Source organism: Flavobacterium pisciphilum (assembly GCF_020905345.1).
Taxonomy (GTDB): Bacteria; Bacteroidota; Bacteroidia; order Flavobacteriales; family Flavobacteriaceae; genus Flavobacterium; species Flavobacterium pisciphilum.
This window is the reverse complement of record NZ_JAJJMO010000001.1, coordinates 187,083-204,967: the sequence shown is the minus strand read 5'-3', so window position 1 is coordinate 204,967 and position 17,885 is coordinate 187,083. Positions and strand designations below refer to the sequence as shown.

General features: G+C 32.4%; 12 protein-coding genes. All 12 read left to right on the top strand.

All coding sequences use genetic code 11. The annotated features are described in order from the left end of the window. Positions 1–318: 318 nt before the first annotated feature. The 12 genes from LNQ49_RS00890 (at position 319) to LNQ49_RS00835 (ending at position 17,884) form a co-directional block, all read left to right on the top strand. Positions 319–1,743, top strand: coding sequence for an amino acid permease (locus tag LNQ49_RS00890; protein ID WP_229986914.1), 1,425 nt, complete (start codon positions 319–321; stop codon positions 1,741–1,743). 269 nt (positions 1,744–2,012) lie between these two features. Beyond that, complete coding sequence (locus tag LNQ49_RS00885; RefSeq protein WP_229986913.1) at positions 2,013–2,534, top strand: RNA polymerase sigma factor; 522 nt, start codon at positions 2,013–2,015, stop codon at positions 2,532–2,534. Positions 2,535–2,581: 47 nt separating this feature from the next. Then, complete coding sequence (locus LNQ49_RS00880) at positions 2,582–2,791, top strand: hypothetical protein (RefSeq protein WP_229986912.1); 210 nt, start codon at positions 2,582–2,584, stop codon at positions 2,789–2,791. A gap of 12 nt (positions 2,792–2,803) precedes the next feature. Continuing rightward, on the top strand, positions 2,804–3,643 hold the full coding sequence (locus tag LNQ49_RS00875; protein ID WP_229986911.1) for a FecR family protein: 840 nt from the start codon (positions 2,804–2,806) through the stop codon (positions 3,641–3,643). Between the two features lie 99 nt (positions 3,644–3,742). Next, on the top strand, positions 3,743–6,358 hold the full coding sequence (locus LNQ49_RS00870) for a TonB-dependent receptor (protein WP_229986910.1): 2,616 nt from the start codon (positions 3,743–3,745) through the stop codon (positions 6,356–6,358). Positions 6,359–6,362: 4 nt separating this feature from the next. Next, a complete protein-coding gene (locus tag LNQ49_RS00865; RefSeq protein ID WP_229986909.1) occupies positions 6,363–7,202 on the top strand; it encodes a DUF4249 family protein in 840 nt (279 codons plus the stop codon). Positions 7,203–7,679: 477 nt separating this feature from the next. Continuing rightward, on the top strand, positions 7,680–8,237 hold the full coding sequence (locus tag LNQ49_RS00860; protein WP_229986908.1) for an RNA polymerase sigma-70 factor: 558 nt from the start codon (positions 7,680–7,682) through the stop codon (positions 8,235–8,237). Positions 8,238–8,350: 113 nt separating this feature from the next. Beyond that, a complete protein-coding gene (locus tag LNQ49_RS00855; RefSeq protein ID WP_229986907.1) occupies positions 8,351–9,271 on the top strand; it encodes a FecR family protein in 921 nt (306 codons plus the stop codon). A gap of 114 nt (positions 9,272–9,385) precedes the next feature. Beyond that, on the top strand, positions 9,386–12,775 hold the full coding sequence (locus tag LNQ49_RS00850; protein WP_229986906.1) for a TonB-dependent receptor: 3,390 nt from the start codon (positions 9,386–9,388) through the stop codon (positions 12,773–12,775). An 18-nt stretch (positions 12,776–12,793) separates the two neighbouring features. Then, positions 12,794–14,329, top strand: coding sequence for a RagB/SusD family nutrient uptake outer membrane protein (locus tag LNQ49_RS00845; RefSeq protein ID WP_229986905.1), 1,536 nt, complete (start codon positions 12,794–12,796; stop codon positions 14,327–14,329). A gap of 197 nt (positions 14,330–14,526) precedes the next feature. Continuing rightward, on the top strand, positions 14,527–16,353 hold the full coding sequence (locus tag LNQ49_RS00840; protein WP_229986904.1) for an alkaline phosphatase: 1,827 nt from the start codon (positions 14,527–14,529) through the stop codon (positions 16,351–16,353). Between the two features lie 25 nt (positions 16,354–16,378). Further along, entirely contained in the window at positions 16,379–17,884 is a 1,506-nt protein-coding gene (locus LNQ49_RS00835; protein WP_229986903.1) for a calcineurin-like phosphoesterase C-terminal domain-containing protein, read from the top strand. Position 17,885: the final 1 nt, after the last annotated feature.

Below are 17,885 nucleotides of genomic sequence, written 5' to 3'. Positions count from 1 at the left end.
TGTATAATGCGAAAAATTCGTAGTTTTATTTGTGATGTAAAAATAAGGTGCCGCAGAGTGATAGTTTTTAAATTATAGTAGCAAATAGGGTTGGGTACGAAGTCAGGAGACTTCACACAGCTTGTTACAAATGGTATTGACAATTAGAAAAAAGGATAAGTATAACTGCTTATCCTTTTTGTTTTAATATCATCATATATGCAGTTAAAAATTTATATAAAATTACGCTTGTGCATGTTTTGTGTGATTCCTTTTTTAACTTATCTTCGTCGTTTATACATTTAAAATTACATTTAACTCATTTAAAAAATCTAATTTGTGAAAAAAAACCATGAAGACGTAGAAGAAAATCAGCTTAAACGTGGGCTGAGCAACCGCCACATTCAATTAATAGCCTTAGGTGGCTCAATTGGAACAGGTCTTTTCCTAGGTATTGGTCCAGCAGCTGTATTAGCCGGTCCATCAGTTATTTTAGGTTATGCTGTTGCTGGAATTATCGCCTTTTTTATTATGAGGCAACTTGGTGAAATGGTTGTTGAAGAACCTGTATCAGGAAGTTTTAGTCATTTTGCCTATAAATATTGTGGTTCTTTTGCGGGTTTTGCATCAGGTTGGAATTATTGGATTTTGTATATTTTAGTTAGTATGGCTGAACTTACAGCCATTGGTGTTTATGTGCAGTTTTGGTGGCCTGAAATTCCGCTGTGGGCATCCAGTTTATTTTTCTTTTTGGTTATTAATGCTTTGAATTTTGCTTCTGTAAAAGTTTATGGAGAAACTGAATTCTGGTTTTCAATCATAAAAGTTGTTGCCATTATTGCAATGATACTCTTTGGTACGTACTTGCTAATCAGTGGAACAGGAGGGGAGCAAGCTACAATTCATAATTTATATAACGATGGTGGTTTCTTTCCAAAAGGACTCTTTGAAAAAACTACTACTGGTAGTTTTCAAGGTTTATTATCGGCAATGGCTCTAATTATGTTCTCCTTTGGTGGTTTAGAACTAATCGGAATTACGGCTGCTGAAGCAGAAAATCCAGAAAAAAATATTCCGAAAGCTACAAATCAGGTTATCTATAGAATTCTTATATTTTATGTTGGTGCTTTGGTTATTCTGTTTGCTTTGTCACCTTGGCAGCAAATCACTACAGATAGTAGTCCATTTGTAATGGTTTTCCAAAATTTAAACGGAATGGAATTCGAGTTGTTTGGTCAAAAAATATTCTTTACCCGCCTTATTGCTAATGTGCTTAATGTAATCGTATTAACTGCAGCTTTATCAGTATATAACAGTAGTGTATACAGCAATTCACGTATGTTATATGGTTTAGCAGATCAAGGTAATGCTCCTAAGTTTTTAATGAAGTTAAATAAACAATCAGTACCAATTAATGCAATTTTAATTTCTTCATGCTTTGCAGCTATTTGTATTTTAATAAATAAGGTAATTCCAGAAGAGGCTTTTAGTATTTTGATGTCTTTGGTAGTATCTTCTTTAATTATTAACTGGGTTATGATTTCTTATACGCATTTAAAATTTAGAGATGCGAAAGACAAGGAAAATGCAAAGACTAAGTTTCCTTCGCTGTTTTATCCAATAAGCAATTATATTTGTTTTATATTCCTATTAGGTATTTTATCAATCATGTGGATTACTAATATGAAGTTATCCGTAGAATTAATTCCTATTTGGTTGGGGATTCTTTTTATATGTTATAAAGTTTTTAAAACAAAAAAATAAGTAGTTTTCACTACATCTATCTTAAAAGCCACTTCAATACGAAGTGGCTTTTTGAATTATATGCCAAATGCAAAAAGCATTGAATCAGATATAAAAAAATAAATCTGGCACTAGAGAAGTACCATACGTACAATTGTTAAAAATTTTCTTATACCCTACATAATATATATAATTAAATTACTGTTCTTTGTAGCTTATTACTTTTTTGAATTTTGAATCAAAAGATAATTAGAGCTGTTATAGTTAAGATTAGTTATCATATTTAAGTTATGGACAATAGGAAGTTTATATTGAGTTTAAAAAAAGGTAATGAAGCAGCCTTCAAAGAGGTTTATTTAAATTATTATGATAGACTTATAAGTATTGCCAAAAGATTTGACTTTAAAGTTCTTACTCCAGAAGACTTTGTCCAAGAAAGTTTTTTAAGATTATATGATAAAAGAGAATTACTTCATGAAGATATTCTGTTTGACAAACAATTGTTTACAATCTGCAAGAACATCATCATTAATCATATAAATAGAGAAAATAAAATAATTCATCTCGATCCTTCTAAATCTGAAATCGCAGATGAAGATCCCGATACAGGAAATTTTGAAGAAAGAAAAGAATTATTATATAATTACATAAATCAGCTTCCGGAGCAGCAACAAAAAATATTTACTTTACACAAACTGGAAAACCTTAGTTATAAGGAGATTGCGGCGATGACAGATCTTTCTGAGAAGACCATTGCCAATCATATTTATCTTGCCAGTAAATTTATTCGAAAAAAAATCGAAGAGCATTAGGAACTTTTCTATTCTCGTTTGTTATATATAAAAACGAGACCATTAAAATGGATATAGAGGTTTATAAAACTGATGTTAAAACAAAGAAAGAAGCGAGATATATCGTTGCGCTTCTACAATTCGTTATTTCCGATTGTATCATGAATTTTGATATTGAAGATTGTGATCATATTCTAAGAATTGAAACCAACAGAGATATTAAAGAAATGGTTTATCGTGTTTTTAATAAGAACGGATTTTATTGCCAAAAACTTTAACACCCCAAAGACATGGATGAGAAAAAACTAGATGAAGAATTAAAAAAAATATGGGATGAAACTCCTATAAAACATTCCAATAGTGTAAAAGAAGCTTCATGGGAAGAATTCCATTCTAAAGCTTTCCCTTCAAAGAAACGAACTTTTAAGTGGCGTAACTATGCGGCGGCGGCGGCAGTAATTTTTTTGATTATTGGAACTGGCATTTATTTAACCAAAGAATCACAACAAACTAATATTTCATTTGCTGGAACTAGCATTGAAAATACAACTTCTCAAGTAAAAACGGTATTCTTACCAGATAGTTCAAAGGTAGAATTAGCAGCTTATTCTAAAATTGAATATGCTAATAATTTTGCTAGTAATAGAAAGATTGGAGTAGAAGGTGAGGCATACTTTAAAGTAAAAAAAGACAAAGAACATCCTTTTCAAGTGTTCTGTAATGAAACAACAACAACGGTTTTAGGAACCTCTTTCGTTGTAAAAGGAAATGATAAAAAAGAAGTAGTTGTAGAGCTTTATGAAGGTAGTGTCCAGATGAATGTAAATGGACAGGACGGAAAATGGATACTGAAACCAGGTGAAAAATTCACGTATAACAATAATACAGTCTTAGTGGCAGATTTTAACCGATTTGTAGATTTTGATAATCAAAATATTAGTGACGTTATAGCCTATGTTAAGAGTAATTACGGTTATAAAATGATTCTTCCTACTGAATATAGTAACAAGAAAATAACATTACGAATAAACAAAAAAGAAGATTTAAAAACGATTGTCCAATTAATGTCAGAAATGTATAACCTAAACTTCGAAACCAATGAAGAATTAAAGCAAGTTACTTTTCAATAGAAAAGAAAAGGATGCACTAGCCGCGAAACTAAACATCCTCCCTTAGTCAGGATAGTAAAAAACTCTCCCATTTAATAATTTTCAAAAATACAAAATTTTATGAAGCATATAATTTCAGCATGCTTTTTTTTACTCAGTTTGAGTATGTTCTCCCAAAAAATTAATGTAACAGTTGATCAAACAACAACACTAAAAGAATTGTTTAAGCAGATAGAAGGTCAGTCCGATTTTAAATTTGCTTTTACAGATCAAATAGACACCAGTCAAAAATATTTTGCAAAAAAGCACACGTATAAGAAACTCGAAATAGAGAAACTTATCGCTGAATTGAACAAGACTTCATCAATTCAATTTTCAATTGTAGGGAATAACATTTTTGTGAAACACAAAACGTCCAAGGGAACTAAAAAAAAAATAAAGTTAACAGGACAGGTTTTAGATGAAAAAAAACAATCTGTTATAGGTGCTAATGTTTATATTAAAGAATTAAAAACAGGTATTATAACTGATAATAATGGGAAATTTTCGATAGAATTGTCACAAGGGGATTATACTATTTTATCAAGTTATGTAGGCTACCGAAATCAAGAAAAACAAATTACCGTTGAAGATGATGTTGTAATTAATTTCTCAATGGAATCTGATAGCAATCAATTAGATCAGGTCATTGTAACAACCTCTAAAGCAGTTGATGTTAAGAATACTCAAATGAGTGTTAATAGACTTACTATGGAGGAAATAAAGAGAATTCCATCTGCAATGGGTGAGCCAGATCCTTTAAAATCGATATTAACATTACCAGGAGTTACAAATGCCGGAGAAGCTTCGTCAGGATTTAATGTACGAGGAGGAGCAACCGATCAGAATTTGATTCTTTTAGACGGAGCTCCCGTATTTGGTGACTCACATATGCTTGGCTTTTTCTCTATTTTTAATGCAGATATAGTCAGTGGATTGGATTTATACAAAGGAGGTATTCCGTCTAAATTTGGAGGAAGGGTTTCATCAGTTCTTGATGTAACCCAACAAGTAGGCGATTTTGAAAAATTTAAGGTAAATGGAGGAATCGGACTTATCTCAAGTCGGCTTCTGGTACAAGGGCCGATAAAGAAAAACAAAGGATCTTTTATAATTTCTGGACGTACCTCTTATGCCCATTTATTTTTTAAATTGGAAGATGGAAACACCAATGTGATTAAGTTTTATGATGTCAATGCCAAACTTAATTATCGATTTAATGCCAATAATACACTTAGTTTTTCTGGATATTTAGGAAGTGATGTTTTTAGTTTCAATAAGGATTTGACCACTTCTTTTGGAAATACTATGGGGGTTTTAAACTGGAAGCATAGATTCTCAGATAATTTAAATACAAATTTATCTACTTTTTACAGTGAATATAAATTTAACCTTGGTTTAAAAACCGATAGGTTTGATTGGGAAAATACAGTTAAAACATATGGGTTAAAGTACAATTGGAATCAATCGATAACCCAAAAATTTAAGCTAAACTACGGAATTGAGGGAATGTATTATAATTTTAATCCAGGAACAATACGCCCCACAAGTTCTGACTCAGAATATAATTATCAGCAATTTGATAAAAAATATGCTTTTGAATCTGCAGCCTATATTGATTTCGAGCATCAGATTACTGAGAAATTAAATCTTCGCTACGGACTTCGTTATAGTTCATTTTACCGCATGGGTAAAGAGAACGTATATACTTATGAAGATGGAAAACCAGTAGTATATAATCCAGTATACAATATTTATCAAAGAGCGACCCCAACGGGTATGATCTCATATAAAAGCGGTGAGACTATAAGTAATTTTAATAATTTCGAACCACGTGCTGCATTGTCATACGCTTTTAATGATAATAATTCTGTAAAAGCAAGTTATAACAGAATGTCACAATACATTCATATGCTATCTAATTCAAGATTTCCGCTACCAATGAATATCTGGACACCTAGCGGACCTTATGCAAAGCCACAATTAGTAGATCAATATGCGGTAGGATATTTTACAAATTTTAAGGATCGTGATTATTCTTTTGAAGGAGAATTATTCTATAAAAAGATCCAAAATCGTATTGATTATATTGATGGAGCAAACATAGTAGCCAACAACCTTATTGAGAGAGTAATTCTTAACAGCGACGCTAGAGCGTATGGAATGGAATTATTATTTAGAAAAAATAAAGGCAGATTCACTGGATGGGTTTCTTATACATTATCGAAAGCAGAGCAAAAAACACCTGGAAGAACGCCAGAAGAACCAGGAATTGCCAATGGTAAATGGTACTTGTCATCGTATGACAAATTACATAATTTAAGTGTAGTTGCTAGTTATGAGCTTAATCGTAAATGGTCTTTTAATGCTAATTTTTCATTACAATCAGGTCAACCCGTAACCTATGCAAATGGGTATTATGAATTTGGTGGAATTAATGTGCCAAATTTTATGCAGAGAAATGAAAATAGACTTCCCACTTACCATCACTTAGATTTGGCTGCGACCTATACACCAAAACCAGATAAGAAGAAGGGATGGCAAAGCTATTGGGTATTTAGTATCTATAATATTTACGACAGAAAAAACGCAGCCTCAATGACATTTTCAACAAATGACAAAACAGGTATAAATGAGACCAAAAAACTATCGATTTACGGATTAGTACCTGGAATCTCTTATAATTTTAAATTTTAATAGTATGAAAAAGTTGATAAAAAATAATTTTAAAAATAAAGTACTAGTGTTATTTAGTCTTCTTTTTGTTTTACTGTTATCTTCATGTGAAGAAGTTGTTTCTCTTGACTTAGAAACTGGTGAAGCTAAAATAGTTATTGATGCTGAAATTCTTTGGAATAAAGGAACCGACGGAAAAGAGCAAATTATAAAGATTAGCAAAATGGCTCCTTATTATAATACCTCTACACCAAAAGTTTCTGGGGCACAGGTAAGAATCGTAAATAGTAATGGTGATACTTTTGTGTTTACCGAATCGGCACCAGGTTCGTATGTATGTGCAGATTTTGTTCCCGTTCTTAATATGGAATATACACTACATGTTCAGGCTGAAGGTAAAAATTTCATAGCAGTTGAAAAATTAACTTCGGTAACAACGATTAACCGAATTGAGCAAAGGTATGTTCCAAATTTAACTGGCCCAGATTTGCTTGAATTGGCATTCTTTTATGATGATCCAGTTGATCAAGCCAATTTTTATTTGACAAATTTTAAAACTGATTTCCTTGTATTACCGTCTTATGCAATGTCAAATGATGATTTTTCTAATGGAAATGAAATGAGTGAAAGATTTTCGGATGAGAAATTGAAGCCTGGAAAGACCATTGGGATTATACACCGTGGTATTTCTGAAAACTTTTCTAACTATATGGCTTTAATTATAGAGGCATCAAACTGGAATCCTTTTGCTACAACACCGGCAAACATTAGAGGCAATATTATAAATGCAAATGACTCTAATGATTTTGCTTTTGGATATTTTAGACTTTGCGAAACAGTTACTGCTTCATATACAATGAAATAAAAATTTAGTACTTAGAATTGATTTGTGTAAATGCACCTGACATATGAAAATTATGTTAGGTGTATTTTTTTTGCACCCATCTCATTCATTCAGCTTTGCTCTTTTCAAACGAGCCCTTAATTCAATGTTGTCTTTCTTGCACACAAGAAATATCCACGAGTATTTCTACAATTGATTTAGAAACTTTGCTAAATAAATTTTATTCAATCTTCCTTATCATTTTCTAATACTACAATTATTTTATAGATAACATCCGATACCAAATGTTAATAGTATGTTTTATTATTGGATCGGTTTGTTAATGTAAACGTAACCTTTCAAACCTACCCTCAGTTCTAATTTTGAAGACATATTATAAGAAACCAATAGTTGTATATATGTCATTTTTTAAGTTAGGAATAAATCGCAAAAAAACATTCAAAATACCAGTTCTAGCAAACATAATTTATTTGATAGTCAATACAAAAGCGATGTGTTATGTATAAAAAGTATACCGATGAAGAACTTGTAGAGCTATTAAAACAAGGGAAGGACAGAACATTTGATGAATTATATTTTCGATATCGAGATTTGCTTGTGCGGTTTGTATATATAAGAATGAAATCAATCCCTATCTCTGAAGAAATTGTTCAGGAAGTATTCACCTCTATATGGGAGCGTCGCAAAACTTTGGTAATTCAAAAGAAATTTTCGTCGTACATATATACCTCAGTACGTTACGTAACATTAGATTATATCAAATCAAACACCATTACTGATCAATATATAAAGGAAGTTTTGGATCGAAATACTACCGATTGCAGTAGCAATAACGCAACCGAAGATGCTATTTTTCATGATGAACTTCAAGAAGCCGTAGATAAAGCAACTTCATTACTCCCCAAGAAAGCCAAAGAGGTTTTCATCTTAAGCCGTATTAAACAATATTCCAACAAAGAGATAGCTGAAGAACTTAACGTATCTCACGAAACGGTAAAGTATCATATCGCTTATGCGCTAAAGTTTATGCGAACCTATCTAGGAGAGTTTAACTAATTACAATTTCGAATATTGAGGAGCCTATTTGTTTCTTAACACAAGGGTAACCTTAGAGACCTAACCGAAATTGAAATTCCTAAGACATATTATTAAAGCTATAAAAAATTATAATGCCTGAAAATTTGGATCAAGATATAAAACTTTTTTTAGAAGGTAAGCCTTCACTAAAAGGACAAGAAATGTGGGATAACTGGTATAATCACCCGAATGAAATATTCGACAATGAAGTGATTATCACAACTGACATTTCAAAATTAAAAAAAGAAATCAAAGCAATTAAGAAAACAAATAATGTTGTTTTCCTAAATAATAGAAATTGGTCCATAGCAGCATCACTTTTACTTTTAGTTGGAATATCCTGTTTTTTTTATCTGTCATCAACAGCAGTTGCAACCAAGCAATATGCTACAAAACTAGGAGAACATACTAAGATAACGTTGAGTGATGGAACCCAAATATGGCTTAACGCAGGAAGTCTTTTAAAATACCCTGTTAAATTTAAAGGAAACACACGTGAAGTTTACTTAACTGGTGAAGCTTTTTTTGATGTTGCCAAAGACAAAAAACATCCTTTTATAATTCATACCGATAAAATGGATACAAAAGTATTTGGTACCAGTTTTAATGTACAAGCTTATCCGGGACAAACCACACAAGAAGTAGCTGTTTTAACTGGAAAAGTAAATGTTAAATCGACTGTAACAGATGAGAATGTTTATGTAACACCTGGTCAAAAAGTAATTTTTAAATCAAAAAATAGCAGTCTGCAAGCATTCACAGATATTCCGGTGAATTCCATTTCCTTATGGCGAAAAAATATAATTGTTTTTGACGACACCCCTTTACCTGAGGTTATTGCAACAATTAATCGCAATTATAATGTCGCAATAGCTATTGAAAATAAGAATCTAAATAATCTAAAAATAAGTGGCTACTTCAAAGAACTTCCTGCAGATCAAGTGATTGGCTTAGTGTGCAATATCATTAATGCTAATTACAAATTAGAATCGGGAGTTTATAAGATACAGTAACTTTTTTAATACAGAATAAATCAGCTAATACCACTATGCAAATTAAAAATACCAAAAAAGAGCTCACAAAAAACAAGAAAATTTAAAATCCAGAAACAACTAAAACTTAAAATTATGAACGAAAAACAAATGCGGTACGTCGTAAACTGTCAAAGAATTAAGAAGCGTGTATTAGTCCAATTGATTATGCTCACGGCTTTATTCTTTATCGGACTAACGACAAAAGCGAGTAATGTTGGTAGTAATAAAAGAGTAACCCTAAAAGTAGAAAACGAAAATATAAAGAGTATTCTTCAAAATATTGAAAAACAAGTAGATGTACACTTTATGTACGAAGCCAATCAGATAAATACAAATCAAAAAATTAGCCTAAAACTTAATAATGTAACCTTAGAGCAGGCGCTTGACAAAGTTTGTACAAGCTTCTTTTTGAAATATGAAATCATAAATAACAATGTTGTAATCAAGAAGAACCAAAAGAGTAGTGAAGTAGGTCAAAATAAAATTACTATTTCGGGAATTGTTTATGGTAGCGACGACAAACTGCCATTACCGGGAGTAGGAATCAAAGATAAAAACTCAGACGCAACGGCAACTACCGATTTTGATGGGGCTTTTAGTATGGTAATCAATTCAAGCGAAGCAACACTTGTTTTTTCGTATGTGGGCTATATCACACAAGAAGTTAAAATTAACCAATCAACTAATAATCTAAGTGTTAAACTAGTATCAGATGTAAAACAACTGCAAGAAGTTGTTGTTATGGGATATGGTAGTGTAAAAAAGGGAGAAGTTTTAGGAGCTGTTGGAGCCGTTTCTATGAAAGAAACATCAAGCAGAACTTATAATTCAGCAGCCGAATTATTACAAGGTACAGTTGCAGGTGTTACAGTTATCAATAATGGAGGAGATCCAACAGGAGAACCAACAATAAATATTCGTGGTATTGGATCTTTAAATGCCGAAACACCATTAATTGTCTTAGACGGAATTATTTACAGTGGTTCATTAAATACTATTAATCCTAATGATATTGCTTCGATAAGTGTTTTGAAAGACGCCGCATCGGCAGCAATTTATGGAGCAAGAGCTTCTGGAGGTGTTATTTTAATTACTTCTAAAAAAGGTACTTCAGAACGCATTAATGTAAATGTAAATTATCAAGGTGGTTTACAGAATGTAGCCAAAAAATTAAAAGTACTAAATGCTGCAGAATATGCAGATGCTATGAACACAGCTACAGATAACGCGGGATTACCAAGAATACCAGCTTTTGATCCTGCATTTGAACCTACAGCCAGAACAACCAAAACAGATTGGATGGATGAAATTTTTCAAATAGGTCAAGTTCAAGATTTATCTATTTCTGTAAATGGTAAAACAGAAAAATCTAATTTCTTTCTTTCTGGGAGTTACCGTAAAAATGAAGGGATATTATTAAATACGTTCGGTAATCGCTATACAGCAAGAGCAAATTCTTCTTTTAAACTAGCGCCAAATTTCACAATAGGAGAAAATTTAACCTATTCGTTAACAGATGGTCAAAGTGCTAATACTACAAATGCATATACAGGAGCAATTTTGGGAGCTATCTTTTATCCGCCCAATGCAACTATTTATAGAGAAGATGGATCTGGTTCTTTTGGAGGTGTTCCAGAGAAATACATAGGATCGTATGGAGATGTTATAAATCCAGTAGCTTATTTAAAAAGATTGGATAACCGCAATCCAGTTTCTACAATTTTGATTAACCCTTATGCCGAATGGGAAATTACAAAAGGATTAAAAGTAAAATCAAACTGGGGTTTCACCAGAATACAAAACAATTCAAAAGATTTTTCGGTTAAAATCACAGAACCAGGTAAAATATTCGATTACAATAGATTAACACAATCTACAGCTACAACAACAGACTTATTGAGTGAGCAAACTATTTCATACGATAAATCTTTTGGAAAGCATAATTTTAAGGCACTAGCAGGATATACCTATCAGCAAACCAAAAGAGAATTTTATACAATTACAGGTACAGGTTTTGACAATGAAGATCCATCACAACGTTATCTGCTTAATGCTAAATTAATTCAGCAAACAGAAGCAGGAATGTCAGAAGAAATTATTTCATCTTATGTGGGAAGATTAAACTATGATTTCAATCAAAAGTATTTATTCTCAGGAATTGTTCGTCGCGACGGAACATCAAAACTTACTTCAGAGAATCGTTGGAAAGTGTATCCATCCTTATCTGCAGGTTGGTTAATCTCAGAAGAAGCATTTATGGAAAGCCTTAATCCAATTGTAAGCAGTTTAAAACTACGTGCCAGTTGGGGACAAATCGGAAATTTAGGAAACTTAGGACCATACCAATTTAGTGTTCCATTATCACAAACTTCAGCCTTAATAGGATCTACTCCAATAATTAATTATGGGTATTCAGAAAGCGAATTATCAAATCCAGCTTTAAAATGGGAAAGTTCAGAACAAACCAACTTAGGATTAGACTTTAGTCTATTTCACAATAGCTTGTCAGGATCTATAGATGCTTACGTGAAAACAAATAAAGATATGTTGGTTCGTGATCAATTACCAGGAGTATCAGGAACACCGTTAGGACGTATTGTAAACTCAGGTAATGTAGAAAATAGAGGTATTGAAGGAAGTCTTACGTATCAAAAAGCACGTGGAGATTTTAAATTTGATGTTACTGCAAATGTGGCTTTTTTAGATAACAAAATTGTTTCAATCAAAGATGATTTAACTTCACTAGAACCACTTAATGTCAGCAGAGTACGTAGTTTGCCTCTAGCCAATATTTATCAAGTCGGAAGCCCAGTAGGTGCATTTTATGGATATAAAACAGACGGATTATTCCAAAGCAATGCAGAAGCAAAAGCTTATGTAAATTCAAAAGGAGAGGTTTATCAACCTAATGCAGTTGCAGGTGATATTAAATTCAAAGACATGAATGGAGATGGTGTAATTAATAATAGCGATAGAGTAGTGTTAGGAAGTCCATTTCCTAAAACAACTTATAGTTTAAACATGAACTTTAGATATAATGGGTTTGATATGAATATCTTTTTAAGTGGAGCAGTAGGCAATAGCAATTTCAACGCTGTAAAATACACGGGCTTGAATGCTTCTTTCCCAGGTTATAATTTATTGGCAGATGCCAAAGATGCTTGGTCTCCACAAAATACAGGGTCAACTATTCCAATACTTTCTGCAAAAGACAACAACAATAACTTCGGAAGAATTTCAGACTTCTATATAGAAGATGCATCTTTTTTAAGATTAAAAAACCTTTCTATCGGTTATACAGTTAAAGAACGTTGGTTAAACGGAAAAGCAAATCTTAGATTCTTTATTTCAGGACAAAATCTTTTTACAATTACCAAATACTCAGGTATGGACCCAGAAGTTGGGCTTAAAAACTTTGGAATGGACTTAGGGCGTTACCCACTTTCAAGAATTTATATGACAGGAGTAAACGCAACTTTTTAAAAAAATAAAACAAATAAAATGAAAAAGATAAATATTTTATTATTGAGTTTTACAATGTTGCTAGGCGCAACAGCTTGTGAGAGTGAACTAGACTTAGTACCACAAGGAGCACCTTCGACTGGAAATTTCTGGAAAACACCTGCTGATGCAAAAGCAGGAGTCAATGCTATTTACGCTTTGTACTCTGATGATAATATGTATGGACGTGGTTTTTTCTGGCTAAACAATGCCAGTGATGATATCGGAACCAAACCCAGACAAAATGCAGAACGTATAAAAAACTTCATAGTTGATGGTTCAGAATCAGATACTAAAGACATTTGGAGAATCCATTATGAGATTATGAAACGTTGTAATGATGTTATCCGTAACATTCCAAACATTCCTTTAGACGAAAAAACTAAAAAAATGATGTTGGGAGAAGCCTATTTTAATCACGCAGTAATGCATTTAGAATTGGCATATCACTATGGCGATGATCGTGCAGGAATCCCGATTCAAGATAGAGTAGATCCTACAAATGTATATGTGCCACGTGCAAAAAATGTAGCAGAGAATTACGCTTATATCGCAGCCGATTTAATTAAAGCAGCCGATTTATTACCTTATTTTAATGAGCTAACGGCTGATAATTATGGGCGTGCTCATAAAACAGCAGCTTGGGGATATTTAGTGCGTACGTATTTATATGCAAAAGATTGGGATAATGCCATAAAATATGCAGATATGATTGTAAATAGTGGTAAACATATTTTGCTGCCTAATTTTGAAGATGTATTTAAAATTAAAAACAATTGGTCTTCAGAATATATTTGGTCTGTTACATCAAGTGCAGAGAATACTTCTCTAGGTTCTATATTTCCAGGAGTTTGTCTAGAAGATAAAGGATGGGGAGCTTATAACGGTTGGGGAAATTTTTATCCTACCAAAGAATTATTTGATGCGTATGATCCTGCAGATAAAAGACGCAGCGCAACCATTTTACAAAAAGGAGATAAATTCACCTATTTCGGTGAATCAGTAACCTTTAACGAAGGAAAATATACAGCAGGTTCTAGTAATAGAACAGGATACCAGTTCAAAAAATACATGGAGCCATTTAGTTATCCTAAAACCACTTCAGGCGGAGTAGATATACGTTATGTAAATGCAAATGGAGATAAACCTTCAACAGCACTTAACGTACCACTTTTGCGCTATGCTGATGTAATATTAATGCTTGCTGAAGCAAAATTAATGAAAGGTCAAAATGCAGATAAAGAGATAAACATGATTCGTAATCGTGCAGATCTAAAAAGCATTTCAGGAGCAACTATGGTAGATTTAAAAAGAGAAAGACGTTGTGAGTTAGCTGGAGAATGGACAGATCGTCATTTTGATTTAGTACGTTGGGGAGATGCCCAAGCTACTTATGCACAACCTTTGCACCATTATAATGGTACAGTAATTTATCCTGCACGTAGTTTTAATCCAACTATTCACCATGTTTGGCCTATACCGCCAGATGAAATTGCCGTGAGTAAAGGAGCATTAACCCAAAACAAAGGGTGGTAATTAGTAGTTTCATTTGTTTTTGTAATTTTTTACGCTGCAAGCTCTAAGTGAGTTTGCAGTTGTAAAAAAGAAAACATTCTATATACTTAATAAACCAGTTTTTTGAATAGAAAGACTGGTTTATATTTTAACAACAACAACTCACTTCCATTTCTTAAAGTTACCTACAGCTTTAAAAATGAACAAAATATATTTCCATGAAAAAAATAATCCTCCTTTTTTGCCTTCATTTTTGTCTGTTAGCACAGGCACAGGAATACAGTTCTACCAATATTCATTCGCATAATGATTATGCAAGCCCATTACCTTTTTATGAAGCTTATGCCAATGAAACAGGTGTAATTGAAGCAGATGTTTTTTTAGTAAATGATGATTTATTTGTTGCTCATACTTCAAAAGAAATAAATATAAATACTACTTTAAGAAGCCTTTATCTTAATCCACTTCAATTAAAACTTAAAGAGTTAAATAGCAATGCTTACAAAAGTGATAAACCATTAATATTGATGATTGACATCAAGTCAGATGCAGAAGCAACTTTAAAAAAAATCGTAGAGCAGCTTAAATTATATCCTGAATTAATCTCAAACAAAAATTTAAAAGTAGTTATTTCTGGCAACAGACCTTCTTCATCAAAATGGAATGAATATCCATCCTTTATTTATTTTGACGGAAGACTTAATGAAACTTATACAGCACAAGAATTATCGCGTATAGAAATGATTAGCGAAGATTTAAAAGACCATACCATCTGGAATGGCAAAGGAGTCTTGACACAAATCGATTCAGAAAAAATTCAAGCTATAATCAAAAAAGTGCACGATCAGAATAAAAAAATAAGATTCTGGTCTACACAAGACAATGTGAATACTTGGATGACGCTTATGAATTTGCATGTAGATTATATTGCAACAGATAATACTTCGGCATTAACACAATTCATCAAAAATATAAAAACTGCATTTTACCAAAATACAGAATTTCACGAAACATACGTGCCAAAAAACAGTTCTGCATTTTCTAAAAAGAAACGACCTAAAAATGTGATACTTCTTATTGGTGACGGAATGGGATTGAGTCAAATTTATGCAGGTTATACAGCCAATAAGGGTAAACTAAATATGTTTAACATACCTACCCAAGGATTTTCGATAACCAAAGCTTCTGATAGTTATATTACTGATTCCGCTGCTGGTGCTACTGCTATGGCATCTGGGCATAAAACCAATAACCGATTTATTGGTGTTGATGAAAATGGAAAACCTTTAGAATCGATAACACAAATCTTGGCTAAAAGAAACTACAAAACAGCCCTTATTTCTTGTGGTAATATCACCGATGCTACACCTGCCGCTTTTTACGGACATCAGTCTGATAGAAGTTATAGCGAAGCCATTGCAGAAGATTTTTTAACAAATCCAACTGACATTTTAATTGGGGGAGGTCAAAATGAATTTAAATCACGTAAAGACGGTAAAAACTTAGCGGAAGCATTAATAAAAAAAGGCTATAGCTTTTCGGATAAATTCAGTGCTATAGATACCATTAGCAATCCACGTTTTGTAGTTCTAGAAGATGCGGCAGTAGTTTCTGTAAAAAATGGGAGAGGCGATTTTCTAGCTAAATCTTTATCTAAAACAACGAATACTTTTTCTAAAACTTCTCAACCATTTTTTATCATGGCCGAAGGTGCACAGATTGATTACGGAGGTCACAGTAACAATGTAGAATATGTTGTTCGCGAATTATTAGATTTTGACTGTTTGGTTGGGCAAGCAATGGAATTTGTAGATAAAAATCCAGAAACCCTATTAATCGTTACAGCCGATCATGAAACAGGTGGTCTTTCATTAATAGATGGAAGTATAGAAAAAGGATATGTACACGGAAGTTTTAGTACCAATGATCATACGTCGGTGGCAGTTCCCGTTTTTGCATATGGACCAGGAGCACAAAACTTTATGGGTGTTTATCAAAACACAGCTATTTACAGCAAAATAATGGAATTACTTGGTGCAAAATAAATTTTAATTATATAGAAATATTACTATGTATAAAATAGTTACAAGCATTTTTTTACTGTTAAGTTATACGATTTGTTTTGGGCAGTCAAAAGACAAACTTTCGGGAATTGTCTTTGTTGACACTAATGAAAATGGCATTCATGATAACAATGAAATAACACTTCCTAATGTTTTGGTTTCTAATGGAAAAGAAATTATTAAAACTGACTCTAAAGGAAACTATACCATTAATAAAATAGAAGGGAATACTGTTTTTGTGATTAAACCAACGGACTATATTTCTAAGAGAAACAACCAAAACGGAGTATTGTTTTATGTTCCATTTGACAAAATAAAGCAATTGCAAAAATATAATTTTGGTTTCCTTCCGAATCAAGAAAATAAAGAGCTAAAAGTTGTTCTATTAGGAGATACTCAAGTAGATGTTATGGATGATGTTCATCATGTTGGAAAGCTAGTTACAGAAGAATTAATGGACAAAGAAATTGATTTCATAGTTCCTCTAGGAGATCTTTCCTTTGATAATTTATCCATTTTTAAACCTTTATCAGAAACTTTAGGATTAATAGGAGCTCCAATATTTTACACAATTGGAAATCACGATTTGAACTTTAAAGAAAAAGCTTTTCATGATAGAGACAAAAGCTTTGAGGACATCTTCGGACCATCATATTATGCTTTTAAATTCGGAAAGCAATTATTCTTGGTACTGAATAACATTTATCCTACAAATCAAAAAGAATATGTAGGTCGCCTTGATGAAACTCAAAAAGAGTTTATAACAAATTTGATTAAATTGGAGAAAGATAATTATGACTCGATAAACATATTTATGCACATTCCGTTAGAAGAAATGGAAGATAAAGATTGGATAATAACATCATTAAAGCCCTTTAATAAGGTTTTGATTAGCGCCGGACATACTCATACTCAATATCATAAATATTTTGATAGAGAAGGGCAAGAGCCCATTCATGAGTTAGTTGCTGGAGCTGTATGTGGTTCTTGGTGGCAAGGTCCGCATGATGTTGATCAAATTCCTTTTGCATTGATGCATGATGGTACACCCAAGGGATACTGGACAGTTGGAATTAATGATACCAAATATTCATACGATTATAAAGTTTCTGGAGCACCTAGTAGCAAACAAATAGATATATCAGTACCAAAAATAAACGAATGGGATACAACACTAAACGTTTTAAATGATAACTTTATATATGCTAATGTATTTGCAGCCGATGAGGCAACGAAAACCTACATTAGTTATGATGGAGGAAATTGGATCGAAATGATGAAATACGATGGTGTTTCACCAAACGTCCAAAAGCAATATTATTTACAAAGCCAAGGAAAATATGACAGTATGAATATTTCTAAATCTCCAAAACCAGAAACAATTAGTACGCATCTATGGAGAATAGAAAAACCAGCTAATTTAATACCTGGTGCTCACAGCATAAGAATAAAAGCTTTAAGCAAAGGAATTAACTTAGAAGCACATGGTAATGCTGTTTTGTGGATACAATAAC

Excerpts from the sequence above, each read along its gene's own strand:
- LNQ49_RS00860 (WP_229986908.1), top strand. The coding sequence starts at position 7,680 with ATGTATAAAAAGTATACCGATGAAGAACTTGTAGAGCTATTAAAACAA.
- LNQ49_RS00845 (WP_229986905.1), top strand. The coding sequence starts at position 12,794 with ATGAAAAAGATAAATATTTTATTATTGAGTTTTACAATGTTGCTAGGC.
- LNQ49_RS00870 (WP_229986910.1), top strand. The coding sequence starts at position 3,743 with ATGAAGCATATAATTTCAGCATGCTTTTTTTTACTCAGTTTGAGTATG.
- LNQ49_RS00875 (WP_229986911.1), top strand. The coding sequence starts at position 2,804 with ATGGATGAGAAAAAACTAGATGAAGAATTAAAAAAAATATGGGATGAA.
- LNQ49_RS00880 (WP_229986912.1), top strand. The coding sequence starts at position 2,582 with ATGGATATAGAGGTTTATAAAACTGATGTTAAAACAAAGAAAGAAGCG.
- LNQ49_RS00850 (WP_229986906.1), top strand. The coding sequence starts at position 9,386 with ATGAACGAAAAACAAATGCGGTACGTCGTAAACTGTCAAAGAATTAAG.
- LNQ49_RS00865 (WP_229986909.1), top strand. The coding sequence starts at position 6,363 with ATGAAAAAGTTGATAAAAAATAATTTTAAAAATAAAGTACTAGTGTTA.
- LNQ49_RS00885 (WP_229986913.1), top strand. The coding sequence starts at position 2,013 with ATGGACAATAGGAAGTTTATATTGAGTTTAAAAAAAGGTAATGAAGCA.
- LNQ49_RS00835 (WP_229986903.1), top strand. The coding sequence starts at position 16,379 with ATGTATAAAATAGTTACAAGCATTTTTTTACTGTTAAGTTATACGATT.
- LNQ49_RS00855 (WP_229986907.1), top strand. The coding sequence starts at position 8,351 with ATGCCTGAAAATTTGGATCAAGATATAAAACTTTTTTTAGAAGGTAAG.
- LNQ49_RS00840 (WP_229986904.1), top strand. The coding sequence starts at position 14,527 with ATGAAAAAAATAATCCTCCTTTTTTGCCTTCATTTTTGTCTGTTAGCA.